Genomic DNA, 26435 nt, shown 5'->3' on the forward strand with positions numbered 1-26435 from the left:
CCGGTATGCCCGCGATTCAAAAACTGCGCGTCATCATTGCTGACGATCACCCATTAATCCTGATGGGTATACGCGAGCTGCTGGGACGCGATATCAACCTGAGTGTCGATGCCGTGGCGGCCAGCCCCTCAGAGCTGGTCGAGCATCTGCAAAAAAGCCAACCCGATGCCATCATTACCGATTATTCCATGCCCGGCGATGAGCAATATGGCGATGGAATGCGCTTCATTTCTTATCTGCGACGCCGCTTTCCTGAGGTCAAGCTGATAGTACTGACCATGGTGTCCAACCCCATGATTATTTCTTCTTTGTACGACGCTGGCGTACAAGGGGTTGTCCTCAAACAAGACGAGCTGTCTGAAGTCCTGGTCGCCCTGCATTTGCTGCGCCAGGGCGTAAAGTACTACCCGGCCAATTTCAAACAAGACACACCCAAAGAGGTGCTGGAAAGCTCGGTACCCGATCGTCTGGCATCCCTGAGCCCTCGTGAGTTTGAAGTACTGCGCCTGTTTGCCATGGGAGACTCCATCAGCAGCATTGCAGAACAATTAAATCGCAGTATCAAAACCATCAGCGCACAAAAAGCATCCGCCATGCGCAAGTTGAATGTAAACAACAACCAGGCCCTGATTGCGTTCTGTACTCAAAACAACCTGTTTACCTAGACGGCCCAACGCTGCCGAATCCACATATCCAGTTCAAAGGCCGGAGCGGGCTTGGCAAATAAATAGCCTTGGGCATAATCACAACCCATTTGCTGCAACAGCTCCAGATCTGCCTGAGCTTCCACGCCTTCCGCCGTCACGCACATACCACGCTCCTTGGCGCTAGCAATCCAATCCAACACCTGCACGGCTTGCTGGCGATCGGCAGACAGGCCATGCACAAAACGCCGATCCAGCTTCAGTTCCGAAAACGGCGCACCAACCAGCCGCTCCATCGAACTGTACTGCACGCCTGCATCATCCTGGGCCAACCCAAAACCCATTGCCACCAAACGACAAGCCCCCATAAACAAGGCACAGGGCGTCTTGGTATCCGAGTTCTCCAGCAACTCAAAAGTAATGTCCTCGGCCCGACCCTGCTTGGCTTGCACACAAACCATCAAGCGATCTGGCAAACCAGCATCATTGAGCAAATGCGTAGGCAAGTTTACCGACACGGGTATCACCATACCTTGGCGCCGCCAGTAAGCCTGCAGACCCAGCACCTCTTGCAAAATATGCATCAACAAGGCCTCGTCCAGACCGTGCTCGCTGAACCAGGGTAAAAATACATGGGGCGACAACAAGCCCAGCTGTGGATGACGCCAACGGGCCAAGGCTTCCAGCGCCACCAGCTTCTGAGAGCGTACCGCCACCTTGGGCTGCAGCCATGCCTGAATCTGGTCCTTGTGCAAGGCGTCAAGCAAGACAGAGCGACTGATAATGGCGGCACCGGACTGATTGAGCGCCTCACGCTCCGGCACCCACAAAGCCGCATCCGAACGGACAGGACGCACAGGACGCGCCAGCTTCCGGGCAGGTCGATAAGTCAGACATCCGGACGGTACTTGAAACGTAGAAGGTGCAAACATGAAGAGCCCCGGCAACAAGAGATGTGCATCCCAAATCGCCTTGCGGTTCAGTTGCCATCATCGATGCTTTAAATCTTAAGATTCCAGCGGCTTGACGGGTCTAGGAATAATCCGAAAAAACGTGTCAGCTACAAAACAGTCTAGGAAAACCGGAGCCTCAGTTGATCTTTTGAACTGTCAATCAACAATAAAAAAAACCCTGTTCCAAACTAAAGGAACAGGGCTTTAAACGATACAGAACCGGCAAACGATACAAGAGGCTCAAACCATTGGGCCATTAGTCATACATAAAAGTGACCACTGCCTCTGCATTCATACTACCGGGTGTCACCGCCGTTTTAGTCACACCTGGCATCATTACATACTGAGCAGTAATTGGCATGTACATATCACTTGTAGTACTGGCGGATGGCCCCTCAACGACAGCCTGACGTTCTGGCAACGTTGAACCAACGGGAGCAGGCCCTAGCTTAATCGCTGTCTGGCTATCGCGGTGATACAGCCGCACTCCTACTTCCGGGTGTGACGATGTGACATAAGCATTAGAAGCAGACGGTGCACGTGCGTCAGTAAAGAACGCTTTGATCGTCGTGCCCACTGGACACTGCTTGCCGATCAGATCAAAATTGTATTGCCCAGTAACTCCCTGGCTCCGCTGACTGCCTGCCGAAGCCAACTCAGAGGCCATTACAGGCGACATAGTGGCCACCACATTCAAATCGGCCGAGGCACAAGTCGGTACGGAGGGGCGTGGCAACTCAGGAACAGTCGTATCCTGGGACAACATTCCCAGTAAATCGAAGGAACCATCTCTGCACAAAGATCGGTTTCCTTGAAGAGGACCTCCAAATACCCGACCGTTACCAATTCCCGACCGTTTAAAATCCGGCTTTCCTCCCTGATATGCTTTGGCATCAATAACCACCACTTCGTACTGAAAGGTATAGGAAATACCAAAACTTGCAGGTGCAGATCCAACCAGCAAAGTGAACTCATGGGGGTTAGTTACCGTGGTCCCACTCGGAGCTTCATGACTAGGAACAAAATTGTAGCTCCCCTGAGCGTAATGCCCCATCCAGCGTATACGCACACCTACCCCAGGCATTTCGCGCATGGGGACAACCTCATCCGGATATAAAGCATCCGCTCCACCCCTCATTTCCACGTACGCCTTAGGTAGATTGGCTGGATAACTGAAAAGAAAAGTGGTAGAGGCAGTGGCAAGAATCTGTCTATTGTAGACCTCACCCTTGATTGGGTAAGTGACCCAATTATATATATGCCCGCCGCTTGCCCTGTAGCATTGTGACGTCTGGGCATATACGTTGGGATTTATAAAAAACATAAGAACAAAAAAACACATGAAGATAATTTCATTCATGTTTCTATTTAATTTTTTCGTCATTTTTATTCACCTATTGCCGGTACTTGATCATTTAACCATTCACAAGAAAGCATATAAATAAGACTATTCTTATAAGTTCTCTTGTGCCCCTTCATGTACTTATTGGCAGGGCACGACAGATAAACTCCAATGACTTCCTGCTGTTGCATACACCGGGCACACGTCGTCGCCTACAGCACTGGAAAACCCTAGTATTTTTCAGAAGGCATATTTTGTAGATTAAATAAGCAGACATTTTCGTCTGCCAAAACAGATGCATGCGCTGCCAAAGTTGCCAGCGACATGCAGGCAATAAAGCCTCACTCCCTGACACCAGGGGTGGGGCTTTTTTTGTGCGCGATTGATGCATGCCTGTTTTATGACCACCACAAGGAGAAGACAAATGACGGTAAGTGTGAAAGACGCCTTGGCCGCAAAAGGGATACATCCCAGCCCCCAGCATCTGGAGAAGCTGGAGGTCAAATGGCGCGAGATCCAGGCCATGAAAGGCAATCTGGAAGGCATTGCCATTGACGATGCAGACGTCGCCATCAAACACCTGGCCGGAGGAGACCACCATGAATAAAGACCTACTTGAACTGAGCGTTATCGACCTGGCCGACAAGCTGCGCAGCAAAGCCGTCTCTCCCGTTGAAGTGACCGACAACCTGCTGGCCTACATCGAGCAATCCAACAAGCAAACCAACGCCTATATTTCCGTTACCGCTGAGCAGGCCCGCAAAAGCGCCAAACAAGCGGAACAGGACATCATGGCCGGAAAGTACAAAGGCGTTTTCCACGGTGTTCCGCTAGCCCTGAAAGACAATATTTACTTTGCGAACGAGGTCACCACCATGGCCTCCAAAATCCACAAGGACTTTGTCTCCAAAGACGACGCCACCGTGGCTACCAAGCTGCGCGATGCCGGGGTGATCTTCACCGGCAAGCTGAACATGCACGAATACGCCTGGGGCATCGACAACAACAACCCGCACTTTGGCGCCGTCCATAACCCCTGGAATGCCGACCGCGTCCCCGGTGGCTCCAGCGGTGGCTCGGGTGCGGCCGTGGCCTCCCACAGCTCCTACAACACCCTGGGCACCGACACCGCCGGTTCCATTCGTATCCCATCGGCTGCATGCGGCATCGTCGGCCTGAAACCCACCCATGGCCGCGTCAGCAAATTCGGCGTCTACCCCCTGGCCTGGACCCTGGACCACGTAGGCCCCATGTCCAAAACCGTCGCTGACGCCGCCGCTATGCTGGAAGTAATCGCCGGCTTTGATGGCCGCGACCCCACGTGCGCCAAGGTCCCGGTCGGCTCCTACCTGAACGCGCTCAATGGGAATGTCAAAGGACTGCGCATCGGCATCATCGAAGACTATTTCTTCAAGAACGTAGACGCCGGTATCGAAAAAGTGATCCGCGACCGTCTGGCCGACCTGGAAAAACAAGGGGCCAAAGTCATCCCGCTGAACGTCCCCGCCCTGCGCTACTCCGAATGGGCCGAACTGGCAGTCAGCCTGACCGAAGCCGCCACCATCCACCATCAGGACCTGATCAAGCGCCCCGAGGACTTTGGCGCCGATATCCGCTTCCTGTTTGAACTGGGTGAACTATTCAGCGGCATCGACTACCTGCAAGCCCAGCAAGTACGCCGTGCGCTGAAACAGCAATTTACCGCCACCTTCAACGACGTCGACGTCATCATTGCCCCCACCCTGCCTTGCCAAGTACCCAATATCGGCACCGATACCGTCAATATCAACGGCAAAACCCTGGACTTCATCGATGAAGGCATCCGCTTTACCGGCCCCAGCAACCTGACCGGCCTACCCGCCATCACCGTACCCGCCGGTATATCTGAGGGCATGCCCGTGGGCCTGCAAATCATCGGCCCCGCCTTTGAAGAAGCCCGCATCTTGAACGTCGCCTACGCCGTGGAAAACATGAAACCACTGGCAGGACACCAGCCCGTCCTGAAACCGTAAGCTCAACAAAGCACCACAGGAACAAGCCCCTGTCCGCCAACCGCAGACAAGGGCTTTCTTTAGTAAAGCGACTAAAAGACGCAATCTGTTCAGCTTGGACCCAGCTAGCGAAAACAACAAAAATACGACTCTGAGCTATCTTCGTCTTTCAGCACCCCAAGCTGGACGCCAAACACGTCGGGCTACTCCTTGTCGGCTCAGTCACTTAAGTGGACTCAGACCGTTTAATCCCACCCGAACTGGCCCGATACCCCCGCATCCGACCAAGCCAGGCAAAGACAAAGCATCCACCACCAGTTCAAAGCCAAAGCCAAAGCCAAAGCCATCAAAATCGTAAACACAGAGGGACTCTATTTTCTTTCAATAAGCCATTCGGGTTCGCCCCAGGGCTGAGCGGCGAGTCAGAGTTCTTGCCGCGGGCGATTGCGGGATACGGGGTGCAAGCGCCCTTCTGTTCGTGCCCGACGCTTGTGATGTGTCCAATGGGATGGACGCCCCTACCCGCACCGGCATCGTATGTGCCAAAGTGGGCGTATCACCAACTACTTGAACCGAGCGAGGCGTCCATCATGAAGATTACGACACTAGGTATCGATCTGGCAAAGCAAGTATTTCAACTGCACGGCGTCGATGAACAGGGCAAAACCGTTTTAAGAAAACAGCTCAAACGTGACCAGATGGCCACATTCTTCGCAACCTTGCCTACCTGCCTGATTGGCCTGGAAGCATGTGGCAGTGCCCATTATTGGGCCCGTAAATTAGAGTCGTTCGGGCACACCGTACGGTTGATTGCCCCTCAATTTGTTAAGCCCTACGTTAAAACTAACAAGAACGATGCCGCCGACGCAGAAGCCATCTGCGAGGCCGTGGCCCGGCCCAATATGCGATTTGTGCCCATCAAAAATGTCGAACAGCAGTCTGTATTGGCCCTGCACCGTGCGCGACAAAGGTTCGTGCGGGCACGGACCGCACAGGCTAATCAGATTCGGGGGTTACTGGCTGAGTTTGGGATAATCATCCCTCAGGGAATCGCTCACCTGTACACGCGTGTGCCCGTGTTGCTCGATCAACAAAGCGAGCAACTGACAGGTCCATTTCGATTGCTTATACAGCGACTCCTGGAGCATTTAAAAGAGCTGGATAAACAGGTCAACGAATTGGAGCAGCAGATTAAAGCCTGGCATAAGGCCAATGAAGCAAGCTGTCGACTTGAGCAGATCGCCGGCATTGGTCCCATTACTGCCAGTGCCCTGGTCGCAACGATTGGCAATGCCAAGAACTTCACCAACGCCCGGCAATTGGCTGCGTGGCTAGGCTTAGTGCCCAAACAACACTCCAGCGGTGGCAAACAAGTGCTCCTGGGAATCAGCAAACGAGGCGACCAATATCTGCGTACCTTGTTGATCCACGGAGCGCGTGCGGTGATCTATCGTGCTCGGCTCGCAGCCGAGCAAACCGGCTGGCTACAACGACTCTTGCAACGATGTCACCCCAACGTCGCCGCCGTGGCACTCGCTAACAAAAATGCCCGAATCGTCTGGGCGTTACTGGCCAACCAGCGATCCTTCCAGCGTGATTATGCGGCTGACGGCACATAGGCACACGGCCCCAGTCTAAACCACCCTTAACCCCTTCCCCCGATTGCTAAAGCAAGCATGACATGATGGCAAGATAGGTCAGACCGTGGTTGGTCAAGCCCGATGTCCCCCAGGCACTGTTTAGTGCGTTTGTCCGATTGAGGCACCAACCAGCAGAACCCATCAGGGACCGCCGCTCGCGCGGCAATCAAGTCCGAATGTACGGGTGCAATCTCGACCAACTGATCAACATGGATTGAGTGCTTGGCAAAAAAGGGGCGTCCATGTACGGGGGACACATCACCGGGCAAGTTAAGGGCGCGCCCGTATCCTGCAATTGCCAAGGGGACCGACGCGCAGCGTCGGCAAAGACTCAGCCGCTCAGCCCTGGGGCGAACCCGAATGGCGTCTTTCAGAACGAGCCCCCCCTGCTCCAACCCGAGGCACTTCAGACAAGAAAACAATCTAAACGAAGTCAAACAGCGCAGGCATTACACCCACCCCAAACAAGGCATTACCTCCTGCGTCAAATGCGCCACATTCAGGCGCATCCTGTCCCTGAAATCCTTGTCTACAGCAAACGAGGCCCCCGGCATCAGCAAGATCCCCTGCTGTTCCAGCCTCTCTATATAAGCCGTCAAATCCGGCATATCCGGGTGCCCAACCCACAAAAACATCCCGCCCTGCGCTGGAACCTCAAACACCCAGCCATATTCCGTCAACGCCTTTTGTGCAATGTGCTGATGCGTCATCAACTGCCGCTGAATTGCCTGCGTATGTTTCGCATAGGTGCCATCGGCCAAAATGGTATTGACGAAACGCTCACAAAACCCTGGCACAGCCACGCTGGTCAACAACTTCAAACGAATCAAAGGATCGAGCAACGACGTCCCACAGGCGATATAGCCAATCCGCAAAGAGGCCGACAAGGACTTGGAAAAACTGCCTATATAAACCACATGCTCCAAATCTCCCAGCCCCGCGAAAGTCTGCCGCACACCGGGGAAGAAATCCCCATACACATCATCCTCGACAATCAGGAAATCGTGCTCCGCCGCCAGCTTGACCACGGCAAAAGCCACCTTGGGACTTAAGCCCGCCCCAGTCGGATTATGAAAGGTACTATTGCAGAAAAACGCCCGTACCTTGTGCGCCTGCAGAATCTGCTCCAAAGCCGCCACATCCGGTCCATCGGCCAGGCGCGGCACACCGACAGGCACACCCCCACACAAGCGGATCAGCTTGATCAGGTTGCTGCTACAAGGCTCATCCACCAGAACATAATCACCCTGACGAATCACAATTCGGGCGATCAGATCCAACGCTTGTGTCGCACCTAAGGTCGTCACAATTTGCTGGGGGGACACCTCAATCAAGGTCGATTGCCGCAACAGCATGGACAACTGCTTGCGCAGCGGCAGATAGCCCTGAATATCTCCATACTCCACCAGACCACTGCGCCCCGAGCGCGCTGTCTTGCGTATAGCCTTGGCCAAGGCATCCGTATCCCTCCACGGTACAGGCAACCAACCACAACCCAACTTGCACTGCTCGGGCTTGGCCTGCAAGATCTTGAGCAAAGGGTCCCGTGCCGCTTCACAAGGGGACAGAGGCAAATGCTCCCCCAAACCAGACCAGCGAGCCACAAAATAACCGCGACCTTGCAAGGCCTCCAGCATCCCCTGGCCAACCAGACGGGTGTAGGCACTGACCACGGTGTGATGGCTCAGGTTTTCTGTCGCCATCATCTTGCGGATGGACGGCAACGGCTGCCCCACCGCCCATTCACCCTGAACAATCGCTTCCTTCAGACGCTCATAAAAATCCATGCTGCCTGCCTCTTAACACTGTTAGAAAAAATTAACTAACAGTTTTCAGGATAGTACACCCACTGTTCGAGACAAGCGCATCGTGAACATACAAAATGGTCCCCACCGTTTTCACGCACTCAGCCACCGTTGGAGCCGAGACAGTCGTTCCCCTTGAAAGGTCTATCTATCACCGCGCAGCACCATGACATCCACTCATCTTCCATCTCGAACCTACCTGTATTTCCTGGCCCAATCCATCAACCTGACTACTGCCGTCATGTCCGTCACCATGGCAGCACTGGTCGGCGGCAGTCTGGCGCCCGAAGCCTGGCTATCGACCGTGCCTTACGGTTTTCAGTTCCTGTTTGTGATGCTGTTTACCCTGCCTGCGTCCAAGCTGATGGCCGCCATAGGCCGAAAAAAATCCTTTCTGCTGGCCTGTCTGCCCTTGGCCGCCTCTGGCGTGGTCGGTTACTGGGCAATTGAAATGAAGCAGTTTTCCTGGCTGGTGGCTTCACATGCCCTACTGGGTATTTATATTGCCTTTGCCAACTTCAACCGCTTTGCCGCCACCGACGGGCTTAGCGCCGCGTTAAAACCGCGAGCCATTTCCTTGGTCGTAGCCGGAGGGGTGATTGCCGCCGTATCGGGCCCTTTGCTGATACGGGGTTTGAAAACCAGCAGCTTTGGGCCCGAGTTTGCCGCCTGCTATGCCGCTTTCACCGTGTTGGCCGTCGTCTCATTCATTCTGAATCTGTGCATCAAACCCATACAGCCTGCTCAACAGGCTGCACGCAAACCAGGCAACCGTGGCCAGACCTTAAGCCTGGTACTGCATAACAAGACACTGGCCATCGCCATTTGCATCGCCGCGATTGGCTACGGCATCATGAACCTGCTGATGATTCAGGCCTCCATGCACATGTCCCACCTGCATGTACATTTTTCAGATATCAGCACCGCGATTCAATGGCATGTACTGGCCATGTTCGCCCCTTCTTTCTTTACCGGCTTTCTGATTCAAAAGTTTGGTTTGAAAACCATTGCCATTACCGGTATTTTGCTTTTGCTCTTGAGCAGCCTGATCAACATCGTGGGCCACAGCTATACGACGCTCAGCCTTTCCTTATTGATTCTAGGCTTAGGCTGGAACTTTACTTATGTGGGTGGCAGCGCCTTGCTGACACAGGCCCTGGAAGGCAAACCGCACTCTCTGGAAGTACAGGGTGTGAATGATCTGGGGGTTTCCATCTGCGCCACACTGGGGGCCTTCGCTCCGGCCTTTCTGTTCAGCTTTGCTGGCTGGGGCGGCACCAATATTCTGTCCGCCATTATCTGCCTGGTGCTATTGCTGCTGTCCCTACTCTATATCCAGCCCACAACGACAAACACCAAGCCTTAGAACCGGGTCTGCCAAGATCACAACAGACTCGCCGTTATCGATGAAATCGCCGCTGACCTGTATGGAAAGCGGCGATTTTTTTGCCTGCATCAATAATCGAAAGCCATGAAAATCAGATAGTTCTTACTTCGCAAGCTGAATCTGCATGTTCCAATTTCATGCACACAACACGCTAATGCAAACTACCTCTATTCAAACGGACCATCGCCTAAACAGGCGCCAGGCCCACCATTTTCTCGGTTTGCAGCACGGCTCGAATTCAATGCTCGCCCCTCAAAAAACGGAATAAAGATAGTCGAACATCTCGAGGAATTTATGCGATTTACCTTTCCCGGTGCGGCCATTGTGGCCGCCTTTATTTTATCTGCTTGCCAAGCCACCACCCCTACCCACACGACTGAAGCGCCCATTGCCTCCAGCCAGGAAGATAAATGCTATCAAGAATTCGCCGCGCTAAAAGATCTGGATCCGCTTGCCTACGAAAAATACCGACAGCAAATGCAAACTATTGACGAGAATTTTGGCGTCTACAAATCCAATGAAGCATTGATTGATGAAAACGCCTCTGAAGTCATGCTGACCGAAGTCAATAAGATGCTATCTCTGGTTTGTGTTCGGATTAATAACGCTGTCTACTCCAACATGCTGGATCGCGTTCAAAGCCTGAACAAGCTATGAGAAAGTACATGAACGCAGCACTTTGCTGCAGTTTACTGCTGTTTTACGAGGCGTCCCATTCGGTTGGCACTGGCCTTCTGGACCGCTTGGCCCAGGACAACATCATTGGCGATGGCCTTGCCCGCCCGCAAGGGGACGAGCACTCGGCACGAGCCAACGCCATCCCCGTCACACCCAACACCACAAACCAGGCCGAGCACCATGCCTTACTCAGAAACGAGCTGCATCAGGCCAACACACAACTGATCGCCTTACAACAACGCTTGTCAGATAGCGAAAACCTGAACAGCCAACTGCAACAACAGTTACTGCAACTACACGCAGAGCCAGATGGCTCCATGATCTTGGCCCCCATTGCTCTCGATCAGGAGCAGAACCTGGCGCGCATCAAGGATTTAAGTCAGCGCCTGGAACAAGAGCTGAACCAGAGACATGCCCTGGAATCAGAGCTGGAGAACTTGCAAAAAGCCCGGGACCACGACCTGCCCAATGGCCTGTCACAAGACAGCAGGCAGGCTGCGATTGAAATAGCCTCTCTCAAGAAAGACATTGACGACCTGAAAGCAGCAAAGCAAGACTTGCAGCACCGGCTGGTCGCACAAGCTCTGACCTCAAACCAGGCCGAACCCACTGGCGTGCCCAGGCGCATGATTGTAAATAATGCGGCATCAGCCGATGTTCGTCTTAGCTACGCCATCGGTACCTGGTATGCCGACAGTGCGCCACACGAGACACAGAAACTGGCCTCTATCGGCAAGAAGCTAGATTTACAAGCCTTCTCCCAAGGTTTTAGCGACAAGATAGACCAGCGCCTGCAATTGTCCTCCAGCATCATTTCCGTAGAACTGGCCAATGTCGACAAACTATTGGAACAGGCCATGCTGTCCAAGAACGAGAAACAGGCCCAATCGGTTCTGGCTGCAGCGGCGGCAGAAAAGGGGGCAGTCAAAATGCAGGATGGCACGGTTTACAAGATCTTGAACAAAGGCAAAGCACCCATGGTGACCGCCAGCAGCGACATCTTGTTTGAGCTGGACGAAGAGCTGGGAACAGGGGAAATACTGGCCGCCAGAGAAAGCAAAACCAGCCTGACTAAAGATTTGCCCCCCTTATTTCAAAGCATCGTCAAACAGCTAGGTATTGGCGGCTCTGCAAGAGTCCATATCCCCATCACCGAGGCTCATGCAGGCACCGGAGTGCCGCCCGGTTCGGTATCAATTACCACTATCAGGATCATCGGTGTGAAATAAGAAAAATGCCGATACTCGTATAAAAATCGAGTATCGGCATCTTGACTGGTTTAAGTCCCAAGCTACGGTGGCGGATTCATGCCTTCAAACGAAAAAAGAACTTCTACCATGATCGCTTACTTGGCGGTATACCCGCCATCGGCCACCATACACGCCCCCGTCATGAAACTGGCCCCGTCCGAGAGCAGGAAAGCAATCGCGTGGGCAATTTCATCGGCATGACCCAAACGGCCAATCGGATGTTGGTCCACGAGTGCTGCACGGGCGGCATCATCTAAACCCGACAGAATCGGCGTATCCACATAACCGGGGTGGATGGTGTTGATGCGTACACCTTTGGAGGAATACTCCAGCGCAGCAGAGCGGCTCAAGCCAATCACCCCGTGTTTGGCGGCGTTGTAGCCGGGCAAAGTGGGGTTGGCCACCAGCCCCATGATGGACGACATATTGACGATAGCGCCCCCGCCGGCAGCCAAAATGGCGGGGATCTGATAGCGCAGACCATAGGCCACGCCGTTCAGGTTGATGTCGATCAGGCGACGCCAGCCGTCCAGATCCATCTCGCCAGCCGGGCCGGAATCCCCGGCCACACCGGCGTTATTGACGGCAAAGTGCAAAGCACCGAAATGTTCAATAGCGCCATCAACAGCGGCTTTCAACTGATCGGGCTGAGTCACGTCGGCCACGTTCGCCACCGCCTTGCCACCGGCCTGCTCAATTTCCTTGACCACGGCCTGGACCGCGTCGGCCTGTACATCAGACACCACAACCGACAGACCATTGGCCGCCAGCAGTCGGGCCGTTGCGGCACCGATACCCGAAGCGGCGCCCGTCACCAGAACAGAATGGCCGGAAAATGAGTACTTCATACTGACAACTCCTTCAAAAACTCACTGGAACCCAGTCTCAAGACTTGCGCTGACGAGTCCTGGATGCGGCACCCGTGCTGGCAGGCTTGGTGGCCACCTTGCCTTGCCCGGATGCTGGCAAGGAGGTCGTTGCAGGCTTGGCGGCGGATTTGTTGGCTGGCAAGGCAGATACTGACTTGACGGCTGGAGTCTCGGCAGCGCTAGTTGCTTTACCCGTTTCCTTGCTGGGTTCTACCGATTTGGCCTGAGGTTTAGCCACGGCATTACTCTTTGCTTTTGTAGCGGCACCGACCTTGGTCTCCCCTACGGAGCGAGAGACAGGCTTGTCAACAGCGGGCTTAGCCGCCGCGTGAGCCGGAATGCCTGCCGTGGTTTGGGCAAGCGGTTTTGTTGCTGGCTTGGCGGCTACTTTCACTGGCGCTGTTGCAGCTGTTTTAGCGCTCGTACCTGTTGACGATGTGCCCGTCGATTTCGCAGCCGTTTTCCTTACTGGCTGGGCCGTCCTTGGCTTGGCGGACGCAGGAGCAGCCGACTTCCTGGCCACTGCTGGCGTCGTTTTAGCAGCGGCTTTCGTTGCGACCTTGCTGGCCGTTTCGGCAACGGGTTTGTCGTCCGCACTGCTCGACCTCCCACCCTGCTCTTGTTGTTTAGCCGCTGCCTCGAACAAGCCCAACACTTCTTCAGAGGCCTTGACCACCGCCTCGGGGGCGGCATCCTGCTCGTCAATCGCGCTGATCAGTTTCTTGATCAGGGACGCTACCAGACGGATTTCCTCTGACTTATGTTTGCTCAACAGATGCGGAATCGCTTCTACGGCCTTATGACCGTGGTGCGCCAGCACCAAGGCTTGCTCGCGAATCGCTGCGCGCATTTTTTCAATATCAACGTGGCCCGTATCGTACTGCTCGCGCAAGCGCATGGCGGCATGGTGATAACGCTCATCAACGCTGTGACGCTGTTTGGCAATATGGAACAAACCGCGCAGTGCCGCTTCCAGCAAACCGCCCTCGTTCAACAAACCGTCCAGCCTGTGCATTTGCTGACGCACAAATGCCAGATGCTCAGGCGAGCTGCCAGGATGCGGGCGTGCCGGTGCAGAATCACCCGGCGCATGCCCTGCCAAGGCCATCAGCAAAGGCGAACCATACACCGTGTCAAACCAGATCTGATAAATACTGTCGCGACGGTCGCGGTAATTATTCAAGACCCGTTCCATGGCTTGGGAGAAATTCTCTTGCGCCTCCAGAAACAGATTGTCTTTGTCGACAGTCTGACGCTGCTGGCTAATGTTCTCGGCCCATTGATGAATCGTAGCGGCCCAAGGATGGGTGCTGGTCCAGGATTCGTAGGACAGGCGCATGGGATGCAAGGTTTCCAGCAGTGCAGCGGTATAAGGCGTAGTCAAAGCTTTGACCCACGGCTGTAAAGTGCTCTTGTAGAAAGCCAAATTGATTTCCGACAAGCGTGCAGCCGCAGCAAAGCGACGGTCTGACTCAGGGTCAAGTTGCACAATCTCGGCAATTTCAGCCAGATTGCTTTGACGCACCGACATCAGATACGGGTCGTTCAGCAAGGTGTCGTCGTCAGGTGTTTCCTCGACGGTGGCCCGATAAATACCAGCAGGCAGTAGATCAATTTGATCAATGGTGCTGGCAAACTTGCGGTGCTCTTTGCTGCCTACACTGCCCGACACAAAAATACCTAAATGCCCGATACGATCATGGGTCGTAAATACAATGGTCTGGTCGTGACTGCGTACATCATCGTCGTCCAGATACAGGTCGGTAATCCAACCCAGAGCCTGTGCTGGTGGCGTGATGTTATCGCCAAAGGAGCTGAACACCACAATCGGTGAACGGATATTACGCAGATCAATACGGATGCCATCTGAAGTCAGTAACTGAGCCGTAGACAGCTTGTTGCCGATGAACAGATTGTCCACGATGTACTGCATTTCCACATCGTTCAGAAATACATACCCGCCCCAGTACTTCTCGAAGCCGATATAGCGTTCGGCCTCGGTGTCTGCCTTGGCGTACACGTTGTACTGCTTGGTCCACAAGGTATTGGCAGGGTCCAGGTTCTCGAAGTTCTTGACCAGCCACGCGCCATCAAAACGGCCATTGCCCAGATCGCTGGTCATGGCGGTCAACCAGCTCCCCCCCAGCAAGCCTCCGGCATAACGCATGGGGTTGCGACCGGCCCAGTAGGACAGAGGCGCGCCGGCCAGAATCAGCGGGCCAAACAGCTCCGGCCAGACAGCAGCAGCCATCATGACCTGCCAGCCTGCCTGACAATTGCCGATCACTACCGGCTTGCCCTGACTTTCCGGGTGCAGTTCAGCCGCTTTGCTGACAAAGGCGGCATGAGCACGCATCACGTCCTCGACCGTCTGGCCGGGAACAGGGTCAGGTAAAAAACCGACGAAATAGCAAGGGTGCCCGGCTTGCAGCGCAGCACCGATTTCACTGTCGGACTTAAAGCCACCGATGCCCGGTCCATGCCCGGCCCGGGGGTCTACCACCAGGAAAGGACGTTTGCTGGGATCGGTAGGCTGATCATCCGGTGCCAGAATGCGCACCATCAGATAGTTAACGGGTCGGGGAAGAGTCAGACCCGACATGACCAGTTCAGCCGGGAAGTTCAACACATTGGGCACGTCAAGCTTGCGTTGGGCCTGGTACTGATCCCCGACCTGACGCTCGATGTCGGCATACAGAATGGTGCGCTGCCAGGCATCCACAAAGTACGAGGAGACGGTCTGACCCAGGTTCCAGGGATTCATCATCCAGGAGGACCAAGCCGTGCTGTCATCACGAGACTTATCTGTCATCATCTTCTCCCTTCAATCAGCTATCTGTTCAAGCGGCCTCAATAGCAATCGCTACGCCTTGACCACCGCCAATGCACAAGGTGGCCAGACCTTTCTGGGCACCACGGCGACGCATTTCATGAACCAGTGTCACCAGCACACGCGCGCCGGAGGCACCAATGGGGTGACCCAAAGCAATGGCACCGCCATTGACGTTGACCTTGTTCATATCCCACTGCAAGTCTTTGGCCACCGCCAGCGATTGAGCGGCAAAGGCTTCATTGGCTTCGATCAGGTCCAACTGATCCAGCTCCCAGCCCACCTTCTTCAAGAGCTTGCGACTGGCCGACACAGGACCAATGCCCATGATGGCCGGGTCCACGCCAGTGCTGGCCCAACCACGAATCCAGGCCAGAACAGGCAGGCCCAATTCCTTGGCTTTTTCTGCGCTGGCCAGCAACAGCACGGCAGCACCATCGTTGATGGTGGATGCATTGCCTGCCGTCACCGTACCCTCTTTTTTGAAGGCGGGACGCAACTTGGCCAAGGACTCCAAGGTGGTTTGTGCACGAGGTTGTTCGTCAGCCTCGACACGAACGGGATCGCCTTTGCGCTGAGGAACCTCGATCGGGGTGATCTCGTCCTTGAAGCGTCCGGCCTCCATAGCGGCGACAGCTTTACGCTGGGATTCCACGGCAAACGCATCTTGCTGCTCACGGCTGATGCCGTAACGCTCGGCCAGATTCTCTGCGGTAATGCCCATGTGGTAATTGTGGAAGGCATCGGTCAGGCCATCACGCAGCAAGGTATCGTCCATCATGGCATGGCCCAGACCCAAGCCGGTACGCGCCTTGTGTACGACAAATGGGGCCAGGCTCATGCTCTCCTGGCCGCCTGCCAGCACCAGATCCGCATCACCCAGGGCGATGGCCTGCGCCGCCAGATTCACCGCTTTCAAGCCTGAACCGCACAGCTTGTTCAGAGACATCGAAGGGACTTCATACGGCAGGCCGGCGTTGACCGCTGCCTGACGGGCCGGATTCTGCCCTGCACCGGCGGTCAGAATCTGGCCCAATATGACTTCATCAATCTGCTCGGCTGCCACGCCTGTGCTCTGGAGCACAGCACGAATCAGTTGTGCGCTTAAATCATGAGCGGGCACCGTCGACAGCCCCCCTTGAAAGCGGCCGATGGGGCTGCGAGTTGCAGCAACAATCGCGATATCTTTGTGCATATCCATTCCTTTCGTAAGTCGCAGGCCCGACAAGCGGGCCCATCCAGGCTGCAGCCGAACAGGGTCGGGCTTAGTACATATGCTGGCCGCCATTCATGGCGACATTACTACCTGTCATAAATCCGGCTGCCTCGCTGGCAATAAAAGCCACCAAAGCGGCTATTTCCTCGGGCTGGCCCAAACGGCCCACCGGGATGCCCGCGATAATGCTGTTACGCACTTCCTCGGGCACCGCCATGACCATCTTTGTGGCCAGATAACCGGGAGAGACGGTATTGACCGTGACGCCCTTACGCGCCACTTCCTGAGCCAGCGCTTTGGTAAAACCGTGCATCCCTGCCTTGGCGGCCGAGTAGTTGGTTTGACCGAACTGCCCCTTGCTACCGTTAATGGAAGAGATATTGATCACCCGGCCCCAAGCACGCTCCAGCATGCCGTCGATAAAAGGCTTGGTCACGTTAAATACCGAGTCCAGATTGACACGCAGCACATCGTCCCACTTGTCTTTGCTGAGCTTGCGGAACGTACCGTCGCGTGTAATACCGGCGTTATTGATCAGGATGTCGACCTGCAGGCCATCCTTCTCAATGGCTTGCGCCATTTGCTGGCACGACTCGAAATCGGCCACGTCAACGTGATAGCCCTGAAATACATACCCTGCATCGGCCTGCTCTTTTAACCAGACCTGGGCATCGGCCTCACTACGTGAATGAGTCACCAGAACATGGTGGCCCGCATCATGTAGGGCACGGGCGATCTCTTGGCCCAGACCACCCATCCCTCCTGTCACCAACGCTGTGCGTTTAACCGTAGACATACCGCTTATGCTCCCTTTTTAGTGTCTGAGGCGCTGGCAGCCGTTGCCCAAGGTGCGCCCCACTGCTTGAAAATATCCATCACAGGCACCGCCGCGCTGGTATCGCTGACGATCGCCATCACCGACTTCTGCCACGCTTCCAGCGCTTGCTGCAAGCCGGACGTAAATTCAGTCTGGTTCTCGATCGCAAGCTGATTGATGGTCTGGCTGTCATTGACACCGTGCTGGAACAAACGCCAGAAGGTGTCGGCGGGCAAGGCGGCCAAGGACTGCCAATTGCCGGTTTGCAGCAAGCTCTCGATTTCAGCGGTGGTCTGCTCCATGCTGCGCAAATTGCTCTTCTGTACAGATTCCAGCCAGCGATGTCCTCCTTCCTGCAGCAGGCGAGTGATACGCAGTTGCAACTCAACATTGGCCTTGTACAGATCCAAGGGAAGTGTTTCCATGCTCATCGAAATCTCCTTAAAGGAAAAAAGTGCCCCGTAATGGGGCCCAGCCCATCAAGCCATCTGAGAGATGGTGTTACGAAAACGCCGCAGCGACAGAACAAACAAGGCCGTTCCGATCACCAGCAGGGCTAAAAAGGGTTGCCACACGGTTTCAAGACCGGCGCCACGAAACAAAATGGCTTGTCCCAGAGACACAAAATGCGTGGTGGGGGCCAGTTGCATCAGGTTTTGAACAATTTCAGGCATGCTTTCACGGGGAGTCCGTCCGCCCGAGAGCAAGTTCATAGGCAGCAAGGTCAGCATCAGGAGCAAGCCAAACTGCGGCATGCTGCGCGACAAAGTGGCCAGATAGATGCCCATGGAGGTCATGGCGAACAAGCACAGCACAGTGCCGCACAAGAACAAAGGGATGGAGCCTTCAATCGGTACGCCCAGCAAGCCACGCACCACGAAGTTCAGGGACGCAGCGGTCGCAATCAGCACCACCAGCCCCATGGCCGTTACCTTGGACGCCATGATCTCGCCCGGAGTGACGGGCATCACCAGCAAGTGTTCAATGGTGCCGTGTTCGCGCTCACGAATCAGGGCAGCGCCAGTCAGAATGATGGACAGCATGGCGACCGAGTTGATGACCTCGGCAATACTGCCGAACCAGGCTTTTTCCAAGGTGGGGTTAAAGCGCACCCGCAAAGCCAGATCCACCGGCAGGGTGTCAACGCTGCGATATCGCCGCACGAACTCGTTGACCTCGCCCATCACCACCTGCTGGATGTAGTTATTGCCAGTAAAGGCCTGACTCATGCGGGTGGCATCAATGTTCAACTGCACCTCGGGGCTGCGTCCGGCCAGCACATCACGCTGAAAATTCGGCGGAATATTCAGCACAAAAGTAAAGGCCCCGGTATCCATGCCCGAGTCCATTTCGTCGTACTCGATCATGCGCGGGTGAATAAATTCCGGCGGATAGAAAGCCGACGTAATACGCGCGGATAAGGGGCTTTGGTCCTGATCCACAATCGCAATAGGCGCATTGTTCAAGGTTTCGGGCTGGGCCGTGGCCGAGGTGTAAATCGAGACCGAAAACACATACACGATGAGCAACAGCATCATGGGGTCGCGGGCCAGACTCCATAGTTCCTTGCGGCCCAGCAACAGCACATTCTTGAGTTTTCTCATCTCACTTCTCCTGCTTTTTCAGCAGCATGACCGCCGCACCCAGGACCACCGGAATCGCCAGCGCCAGGGCCAGCAAGGCGCCCTGCAAGTCCGAGAACGTCAGGGCCTTGTTAAATACCCCACGGCTGATGTTGAACATATGTGTCGCCGGGTAAATTTCGCCTACCCAGCGACTGATCCCTTCCATGGAGGACACGGGATTGAGTAAACCCGATATCTGCACGGCGGGCAGCATGGTGCCGATCATGGCAAAGAACATGGCAGCGATCTGACTCTTGGTGACGGTGGATGCAACCAGGCCCATGCCGGTTGAAATCACGCAAAACATCAAGGTGGCCACGCTCAAAGTCAAAAAGCTGCCCTTGATAGGCACGTCGAACACCGTGATCGCCAACAGACACATGCACAAAAAATTGACCATCGCCAAGCCGATATAGGGAATCTGCTTGCCCAGCAAGAACTCCACTCGCGTCACCGGCGTGACGTACAGATTGATGATGGAACCCAGCTCCTTTTCGCGCACCACAGACAGCGCGGTCAGCATGGCGGGCAACATCAGCAAGAGCACCGGGATCACGGCCGGCACCATGGCGGGCAAGCTCTTGACGTCCGGGTTGTAGCGATAACGGTCCTGAATACTGGCGGGAACCACCAAGGCCCCTGCCCCCAGGCGTTCCTTGGCTTGTGTCACCAGCCATTGCTGGTGCATGGCTTTCACATACCCCTGGATGGTCTCGGCCCGGGTAGGCATGGAGCCATCCACCCAGGCGGCAATTTCAGGCTTGCTGCCACGTAAAACATCACGCCCAAAACCGGGCGGGATTTCAATGGCCAGCGCAATCTTGCCACGCCGCATGCGGTCATCCAGATCCTGATAGTCCGTTAACGGGGGCTGTTCCAGAAAGTAGCGTGAACCGGACAGGTTCAAGGCATAGTTCTGGCTGATACTGGTTTGGTCACGGTCCAAGACGGCATAGCGCAAATCCTCTACATCCAGCGTAATACCAAAACCCATCACAAACAACAAAATCAAAGAACCGGCCAAGGCCAAGGTGGCGCGCACCGGGTCACGACGCAGTTCCAGGGCTTCACGCCAGGTATAGCTCAACAGACGTTGCAGACTGAAGTGATCGCGCTTGTCGCTATGTTCCTGGGCTACGGTGACTTGCTCGGTAGCTGGCTCTACGTCAGCTTCCGGTCCACTGGCCTCCAGCAAATAGCCGATAAACGCTTCTTCCAGACTCGCTGCGTCCCGTTTTTTCACCAGATTGGCAGGGGTGTCACTATCGAGCACCTTACCGGCGTGCATCATGGACATGCGGTCGCACCGCTCGGCCTCGTTCATGAAGTGAGTCGAGATAAAAATCGTGACCTTGTCGCGACGCGACAGCTCAATCAACAAACGCCAGAAATTGTCGCGCGCGACCGGGTCCACCCCAGAGGTCGGTTCATCCAGAATCAGCAGTTCCGGCTTGTGCACCATGGCCACGGCCAAAGACAAACGCTGGCGCATACCCAAAGGAATTGCATCGGGCAGGCGGTCCAGAATCTGCCCCAGCTCGAAGCGCTCCACCATTTCGGCCACACGGCCATCCACCTCATCCTCGGGAACGTGGAACAACTGGGCGTGCAGCACCAGGTTTTGTCGAACCGTCAGCTCGCTGTACAGAGAGAAAGCCTGCGACATGTAACCCACACGACGACGGGTATCAATGTCCTTGGGGTTCACCTCGTGGCCGAACAGCCAGGCCTGACCTTCGGATGCGGGCAGCAAGCCGGTCAGCATCTTCATGGTGGTGGACTTGCCGCAACCATTCGATCCCAGAAAACCGAAAATCTCGCCGCGTCGAATCCGAAAAGACACATTGTCCACGGCGGTAAAGTCGCCAAACCGAATCGTCAGCCCCTCGGCTTCAATGGCAATATCGTCTGCGTCCACATCCAGCGGCGGGATTTCTACTGCTTTGTGTCCTTGGCGCTTGTCCTCGGGCAAGAGGCGGATAAAAGCCTGTTCCAGGCTTTGGCTTTCCGTGCGTTCCAGCAACTCTTTGGGTGAACCCGTTGCCAGAATCTGGCCATCATCCATGGCGACCAGCCAGTCAAACCGCTGGGCCTCGTCCATATAGGCCGTGGCCACAATCACGCTCATGCTGGGGCGCTCGATGCGAATACGCTCGATCAAATCCCAGAACTGCTTGCGGGCCAGCGGGTCCACACCGGTGGTAGGCTCGTCCAGCAGCAGGAAATCCGGGTCGTGAATCAAGGCGCAGCACAGACCCAGCTTTTGCTTCATACCGCCCGAAAGCTTGCCTGCAGGCCGGGTAAGAAAAGGATGTAGTCCGGTACTGCGCGTCAAATCGTCAATACGACGGCGCCGCTCGGCCGCATCGTGCCCAAACAAACGGCCAAAGAACTGCAGGTTTTCTTCCACTGACAAAGTGGGATACAAATTCTTGCCCAGACCTTGAGGCATGTAGGCAATGCGCGGGCAAATCTGGTCGCGATGACTTTTTTCCGCCATATCGCCACCCAGCACCTCAATATGGCCTTCCTGAATCATGCGGGCACCGGCCAGCAGGGACAGCAAGCTGGACTTGCCCACACCGTCAGGGCCAATCAGTCCGACCATGCAAGCAGCAGGAACATCCAGGCTTAACCGATCCAGTGCGAGCGTGTCACCATAACGCTGGCTGAGCCCAACAACGCGAGCAACAGTCGCCGCTTGCTGCTTGAGCATGGTTTACTCCGTCAAGGTAGAAGTCAGCGACTCAGGCCAGTTGGCATTAGGATCCAGCTTCACCCAGGCCACACCAGGCAAGCCAGTTTTAACTTGCTCCAGGTGCTTTTTCAGCAACTCGGGGGCAATCTGAGCCTTGACGCGGAACATCAATTTTTGACGCTCCGAGGCTGTTTCTACACTTTTTGGGGTGAATTGGGCCGAACTGGCCACAAAGGACACGGTAGCGGGAACCGGAATATCAGGGATGGCATCGAGCACGAGACGGACCTCTGTACCCAGAGCCACCCTGCCGGCCACTTCGCTGGGCAAGAAGAAAGTCATGTACACATCAGACAGGTCCAGCACGTTCAACACACGGCCACCGGCACCCAATACTTCACCGGGTTGAGCAACGCGAATTTGCACTCGTCCATCTCGGGGGCTGACCAGCTTGCTGTCACGCAAGTCGGCTTCAATACGGGCAACAGCCGCAGTGGCAGCTTCCACCGCCGACTGCGCACCAATCAACTGAGCTTTAGCGGCGTTAATGGCGGCTTGCGCTGCATTGGCCTGGGCCTTGGTGGCGACAACGGCCGCCTGTGCACCACGCACACGCGCACGGTCATCATCCAGCTCCTGCGCGGAGGCAGCCCCTTCTTTGGCCAAGGTCGTGGAACGGGCCAGACGGCGCTGGGCCGCATCCAGCTCCGACTCACGTTGACCAATCAGGGCTTTGGCGGCGATGGCATCGCTTTCACGCAAGGCAACTTGCGCCTGAGAGGCCGCCACATTGTTTTCGGCCTGACGCAAACCAGCCACCGCTTCGTCACGAGCCGCCTCCAAACTGTCTTGCTGCATGATGGCCAGCACTTGGCCTTCCTTCACAAAGTCGCCCTCATGGGCAGCAATACTCTGGATACGTCCGGCAAACTTGGTAGAGATATCAATCTCGGTCGCTTCGATACGGCCATTACCACTGACAAAACCTTCTCCAGGGCCCGTATCGGACATTTTCTGCCATGCCCACCAACCCAGGCCCAACACCCCGGCAACGATTAGGACGGGAACAAGATTTTTTTTCAACGAAGATGGTTTGCTCATAGCTGGCTCGAGGATGGATTCGATGGAGAGGAGTTATGGGTGTTGGTCAGGGGCTCGGCAGGGTCCAGCCCACCGCCCAAGGCGCTATACATGGCAATCTGGCTGGCCAGGAGCGCACGGCGCGTTTGCACCACTTGCTGCTCCACATCCAGCAGGTCGCGCTGCGCATCCAGCACTTCCAGATAGGCGGCTGAACCGTTGTCGTAACGCATCTGTGCCAGACGGGCGCGCTCGGTCTGAGCGCTACGGGCCACCAGTTGCACTTCCAGTTGCTGACTTAACCAACGACGCGTCGACAAAGCATCCGACACTTCACGGAAAGCGGTTTGAATCGCTTTCTCGTACTCGGCGATACGCATATCACGACGCACGTAAGAGACGTCCAGATTGGCGCTGCGACGGCCACCATCAAAGATAGGCAGGGAAATCGTGGGAGCGAACATCCAGGCTTTGCTGCCGGATTCAAACAAGCCATCCAACTCAGCGCTGGCTGTGCCGAAATTGCCGGTCAAGGCAATGCGCGGGAAAAAAGCAGCGCGGGCTGCACCAATATTGGCGTTGGCTGCCCGCAACTTATGTTCAGCCGCAATAATGTCGGGCCGCCAGATCATCAGGTCAGAAGGCAAACCGGGAGCCAGCTCGGCCAACATGAGCGTGTCATTTAAAGGCGTTCCCGTTAGAGGCACTCCCGGATCAGCACCCAGTAGTTGTTGCAAGGCATGCAATTGCACAGCACGTTGCTGCTCCAGTTGGGCCAGCATGGACTGGGCTTGCGTCAGCAAGGTTTGGACCTGAGTCACATCCAGCTTGGACGTTGCTCCTACCTCATAGCGGCGGGAGAAAATACGGTAGGACTCCTGACGCGTCTCTACACTTTTACGAGCGATCTGCACGCGCTCATCGAGCTCGCGCACCACAATATAGTTAATGGCCACTTGCGAGACCAAAGCCACATGCGCGGCTTGTCGGCCTGCCTCGGTAGCCAGCCCTGCAAGGCGGCATCTTCCAGACTACGTACACGCCCCCACAAATCCAGCTCCCAACTGGTCAAACCGACCTGGGCGCGGTAATCGCCGCCCGTCACGGCCTGGCCGCTCGGGTTCATATCGCCTGGCACACGCGAACGCGCAGTCTGACCACCCACGGTAAATTCAGGAAAGCGTTCGCTGCGCTGCAAATTCAGCATGGCGCGAGCCTCATCTACCCGTAGCACAGCCACGCGCATATCACGGTTATGGTTCAGTGCCGTCTCAATGAGCTTGCTCAGAATCGGATCTGTAAAGTATTGGCGCCAGCCCAGGTCACGCGCTCGCGCCGCATTTGCCTGCTCTGCAGACAAGTCCGAATAGGCTTGCGGAACGGGGGCGGCGGGCTGCTGGTAATCGGGTGCCATCGAGGAACAACCCGCTAAGGTCAGCAGCAAGGCAGCCAGCGCGAAATGAGGGCGACGCGCAGCACTTCGATACTTGATACTCAAATCAGAGATCTGTGGGGCCATGGGAAAACATGCCTAATGAGAAAAAGAAAACTGCCGTCCAGGCAAAACAGCACGTCAGCGATAGGTTTTGTCCCCATCGCCGACATAAAACAGCGCGAAAAGCTCAGCTCGAAAGAGAGCGTGTATGAGCTGACTGCTTACTTCACTAATACGTATTGACCGGGTGCCGGACCGACAGGTGGATAACCCTGTTTAGCTGCCCCCATTTGCGGTGGCTTCACATTCGCACCCGAACGGGTTTTCAGCCATTCAGCCCAGGCGAGCCACCAGGAGCCCTGATGGGAGGCGGCTTGGGCCTGCCAATCGTCCACCAAAATGGGCGCGGTGCCTGCTGCGCGGGTATGAATCTGATATTTGCGACGCGGATGACCCGGTTCGCTGACAATTCCGGCGTTATGCCCGCCTGTGGTCAAAACAAAGGTGATCTCAGAAGGGACCAGATAATGCAGTTTATAAACAGAGCGCCAGGGTGCTACGTGATCGGAAACCGTACCGACGCAAAAAATAGGCAAATTAACTTGCGATAATGAAACAATACGGCCTTGAACCGGATAACGGTTTTGACTTAAATCATTATTTAAATACATGCGGCGCAAATACTGCGAGTGCATAGTGGCTGGCATACGCGTGGCATCTGCATTCCAGGCCATCAAGTCACTCAAGGGGCGACGTTCGCCCAATAAATACTTACTCACCATGGGCGCCCACAGTAGATCAGCGGAACGCAGCATTTGAAAAGCAACTTCCATCTGATTGGCGCGTAAGTACCCTTCATCAGCCATCTGGGCTTCCAGCAGGCTGACCTGGCTCTCGTCAATAAACAGGGACAAATCGCCAGGCTCGGAAAAGTCGGTTTGGGCGGCAAAAAAAGTCAGGGAGGCAAGCCTGTCATCACCATCGCGTGCCATGGCAGCGGCCGCAATGGCCAGCAAGGTGCCGCCCAGGCAATAGCCGGTCGCGTGGATTTTCTGGCCGGGAACAATGGCGTTGACCGCATCCAGGCTAGCCTTCCAGCCCAGGCGAATGTAGTCGTCCATCCCGAACGCATGATCTTGGGCAACGGGGTTTTTCCAGGATAAGCAAAACACGGTATGACCTTGATCCACCAGATATTTGATCAGGGAGTTGTGCTCGGACAGATCCAGAATGTAGTACTTCATGATCCAGGCCGGCACGATCAGAACCGGCTCTGGATGAACCTGTTTGGTCGTTGGCGCGTACTGGATCAGTTCAACCAGTTCATTACGCAATACAACCTTGCCCGGAGTGGCCGCCACATCCTTGCCAACCACGAAGTCTTGCGCACCTACAGGAGGCTCACCGGCGAACTGGGCTTGCATATCCTGCTGCCAGTTTGTCAGACCACGGCTAAAGTTATCTCCGTGCTCTGCAAGGGTTTTGTCCCACACCAGCGGGTTCGTCCAGGCAAAATTGCTGGGGCTGAGCATGTTCAGCCATTGCTCGACACCAAAGGCAATTAGTTTTTGATGATGGGGTTCAACACCGGCCACGCCTTCCGTGGCGCTTTGCCACCATTGCTGTTGCGCCTGATAGGTTTGTCGCAGCAAATTAAAAGGCCAGCGGTCCCAGGCAGGATCAGAAAAACGGCGGTCTGTGTAGGCTGGCGTGGGGGCTGGTTGAGCAGTTTGCAAGGACTGTTGGGCCGATGCAGCCAGCTCTTGGCTCCATTCGCGGAACAACTGTTCCCACTGTTTTTGGGCCAACTGCCGTAACTGCTCTTGTTTGCCGGGGCTAAGGGCCAGATGACGTATCCAGTCCATCCAGGCAAGAAATTGTGATTCGGGGGAGATGGAACTCCAGATACGAGCCCAGGCGGCTCGTGCGGATGCGTCTAACTGTTCAGCCTGATCATGGGACTGCCTGCTAACCATTGCCACTCCGCAAAAAGTACACAAAAAACAGATACGACTGCTTAGTCTTTTTAATAATACACCAGTTTACATCTAAACTTTTTGCATACAGGTCCTTTAACAAGAAGCTATAAAAAACCTTTGCGTTAGATCAAGTTCATGACAGATAAAAAACCGCCAGCGTCAGCCCTATTTGTTGTTATACCGTGCTTGTTATGAA

The 26435-nt window shown here is 55.2% G+C and carries 19 protein-coding genes and 1 pseudogene; 7 read left to right on the top strand and 13 right to left on the bottom strand.

Features of this window, described 5'->3' with window-relative positions; all coding sequences use genetic code 11:
- Positions 1-5: 5 nt before the first annotated feature.
- On the top strand, positions 6-665 hold the full coding sequence (locus tag AC6I6N_RS07705; protein WP_230017606.1) for a response regulator: 660 nt from the start codon (positions 6-8) through the stop codon (positions 663-665).
- Here AC6I6N_RS07705 and AC6I6N_RS07710 read toward each other — a convergent pair.
- Together AC6I6N_RS07710 and AC6I6N_RS07715 are read right to left on the bottom strand one after the other, a co-directional pair.
- Positions 662-1576: an EAL domain-containing protein gene (locus AC6I6N_RS07710; protein ID WP_497943370.1), complete on the bottom strand. Its 915-nt coding sequence runs from the start codon at positions 1574-1576 to the stop codon at positions 662-664. The genes AC6I6N_RS07705 and AC6I6N_RS07710 overlap by 4 nt on opposite strands.
- 277 nt (positions 1577-1853) lie before the next feature.
- Entirely contained in the window at positions 1854-2981 is a 1128-nt protein-coding gene (locus AC6I6N_RS07715) for a fimbrial protein (protein ID WP_497943371.1), read from the bottom strand.
- A gap of 382 nt (positions 2982-3363) precedes the next feature.
- Between AC6I6N_RS07715 and AC6I6N_RS07720 the strand changes: the two genes are divergently transcribed.
- The 3 genes from AC6I6N_RS07720 (at position 3364) to AC6I6N_RS07730 (ending at position 6549) form a co-directional block, all read left to right on the top strand.
- Positions 3364-3546 (top strand): hypothetical protein, encoded by a 183-nt coding sequence (locus AC6I6N_RS07720; protein ID WP_026484623.1) that lies wholly within the window; start codon positions 3364-3366, stop codon positions 3544-3546.
- Positions 3539-4951 carry an amidase gene (locus tag AC6I6N_RS07725; RefSeq protein ID WP_497943372.1) on the top strand — a complete coding sequence of 471 codons (1413 nt, stop codon included), beginning with the start codon at positions 3539-3541 and terminating at the stop codon, positions 4949-4951. The genes AC6I6N_RS07720 and AC6I6N_RS07725 overlap by 8 nt, the downstream gene beginning before the upstream one ends.
- Before the next feature lie 569 nt (positions 4952-5520).
- Positions 5521-6549: an IS110 family RNA-guided transposase gene (locus AC6I6N_RS07730; RefSeq protein ID WP_497943396.1), complete on the top strand. Its 1029-nt coding sequence runs from the start codon at positions 5521-5523 to the stop codon at positions 6547-6549.
- 470 nt (positions 6550-7019) lie between these two features.
- Here the strand turns inward: AC6I6N_RS07730 and AC6I6N_RS07735 are convergent, their stop codons facing one another.
- Positions 7020-8357 carry an aminotransferase-like domain-containing protein gene (locus AC6I6N_RS07735; protein ID WP_108727831.1) on the bottom strand — a complete coding sequence of 446 codons (1338 nt, stop codon included), beginning with the start codon at positions 8355-8357 and terminating at the stop codon, positions 7020-7022.
- Between the two features lie 184 nt (positions 8358-8541).
- Between AC6I6N_RS07735 and AC6I6N_RS07740 the strand changes: the two genes are divergently transcribed.
- The 3 genes from AC6I6N_RS07740 (at position 8542) to AC6I6N_RS07750 (ending at position 11669) form a co-directional block, all read left to right on the top strand.
- Positions 8542-9741, top strand: a complete 1200-nt coding sequence (locus AC6I6N_RS07740; RefSeq protein WP_321268978.1) for an MFS transporter — start codon at positions 8542-8544, stop codon at positions 9739-9741.
- 315 nt (positions 9742-10056) lie between these two features.
- Positions 10057-10419 carry a YuaE family lipoprotein gene (locus AC6I6N_RS07745; protein ID WP_497943373.1) on the top strand — a complete coding sequence of 121 codons (363 nt, stop codon included), beginning with the start codon at positions 10057-10059 and terminating at the stop codon, positions 10417-10419.
- Positions 10420-10427: 8 nt separating this feature from the next.
- Positions 10428-11669, top strand: coding sequence for an FKBP-type peptidyl-prolyl cis-trans isomerase N-terminal domain-containing protein (locus AC6I6N_RS07750; RefSeq protein ID WP_497943374.1), 1242 nt, complete (start codon positions 10428-10430; stop codon positions 11667-11669).
- A 116-nt stretch (positions 11670-11785) separates the two neighbouring features.
- Here AC6I6N_RS07750 and AC6I6N_RS07755 read toward each other — a convergent pair whose 3' ends face one another.
- From AC6I6N_RS07755 to AC6I6N_RS07800, 10 genes and pseudogenes are all read right to left on the bottom strand, one after another.
- On the bottom strand, positions 11786-12538 hold the full coding sequence (locus tag AC6I6N_RS07755; protein ID WP_108727834.1) for an SDR family NAD(P)-dependent oxidoreductase: 753 nt from the start codon (positions 12536-12538) through the stop codon (positions 11786-11788).
- Between the two features lie 37 nt (positions 12539-12575).
- Positions 12576-15374: a DUF3141 domain-containing protein gene (locus AC6I6N_RS07760; protein ID WP_497943375.1), complete on the bottom strand. Its 2799-nt coding sequence runs from the start codon at positions 15372-15374 to the stop codon at positions 12576-12578.
- Positions 15375-15399: 25 nt separating this feature from the next.
- The gene (locus AC6I6N_RS07765) at positions 15400-16584 is read right to left on the bottom strand and encodes an acetyl-CoA C-acetyltransferase (RefSeq protein ID WP_395029435.1); all 1185 of its coding nucleotides are present in this window, start codon (positions 16582-16584) and stop codon (positions 15400-15402) included.
- Positions 16585-16654: 70 nt separating this feature from the next.
- The gene (gene phbB, locus AC6I6N_RS07770; protein ID WP_094197451.1) at positions 16655-17401 is read right to left on the bottom strand and encodes an acetoacetyl-CoA reductase; all 747 of its coding nucleotides are present in this window, start codon (positions 17399-17401) and stop codon (positions 16655-16657) included.
- Positions 17402-17406: 5 nt separating this feature from the next.
- Positions 17407-17847 (bottom strand): phasin family protein, encoded by a 441-nt coding sequence (locus AC6I6N_RS07775; RefSeq protein ID WP_395029437.1) that lies wholly within the window; start codon positions 17845-17847, stop codon positions 17407-17409.
- Between the two features lie 54 nt (positions 17848-17901).
- Positions 17902-19026, bottom strand: coding sequence for an ABC transporter permease (locus AC6I6N_RS07780; protein WP_094197453.1), 1125 nt, complete (start codon positions 19024-19026; stop codon positions 17902-17904).
- A 1-nt stretch (position 19027) separates the two neighbouring features.
- A complete protein-coding gene (gene rbbA / locus AC6I6N_RS07785; protein WP_497943376.1) occupies positions 19028-21763 on the bottom strand; it encodes a ribosome-associated ATPase/putative transporter RbbA in 2736 nt (911 codons plus the stop codon).
- Positions 21764-21766: 3 nt separating this feature from the next.
- Positions 21767-22846: an HlyD family secretion protein gene (locus AC6I6N_RS07790; RefSeq protein ID WP_125277666.1), complete on the bottom strand. Its 1080-nt coding sequence runs from the start codon at positions 22844-22846 to the stop codon at positions 21767-21769.
- A pseudogene (locus AC6I6N_RS07795) lies at positions 22843-24344 on the bottom strand (efflux transporter outer membrane subunit). Before AC6I6N_RS07795 ends, AC6I6N_RS07790 begins: the two are co-directional and overlap by 4 nt.
- A gap of 137 nt (positions 24345-24481) precedes the next feature.
- A complete protein-coding gene (locus AC6I6N_RS07800; protein WP_497943377.1) occupies positions 24482-26236 on the bottom strand; it encodes a PHA/PHB synthase family protein in 1755 nt (584 codons plus the stop codon).
- Between the last annotated feature and the right edge of the window lie 199 nt (positions 26237-26435).

The sequence above is a fragment of the Alcaligenes sp. LTN-3 genome (assembly GCF_059735605.1).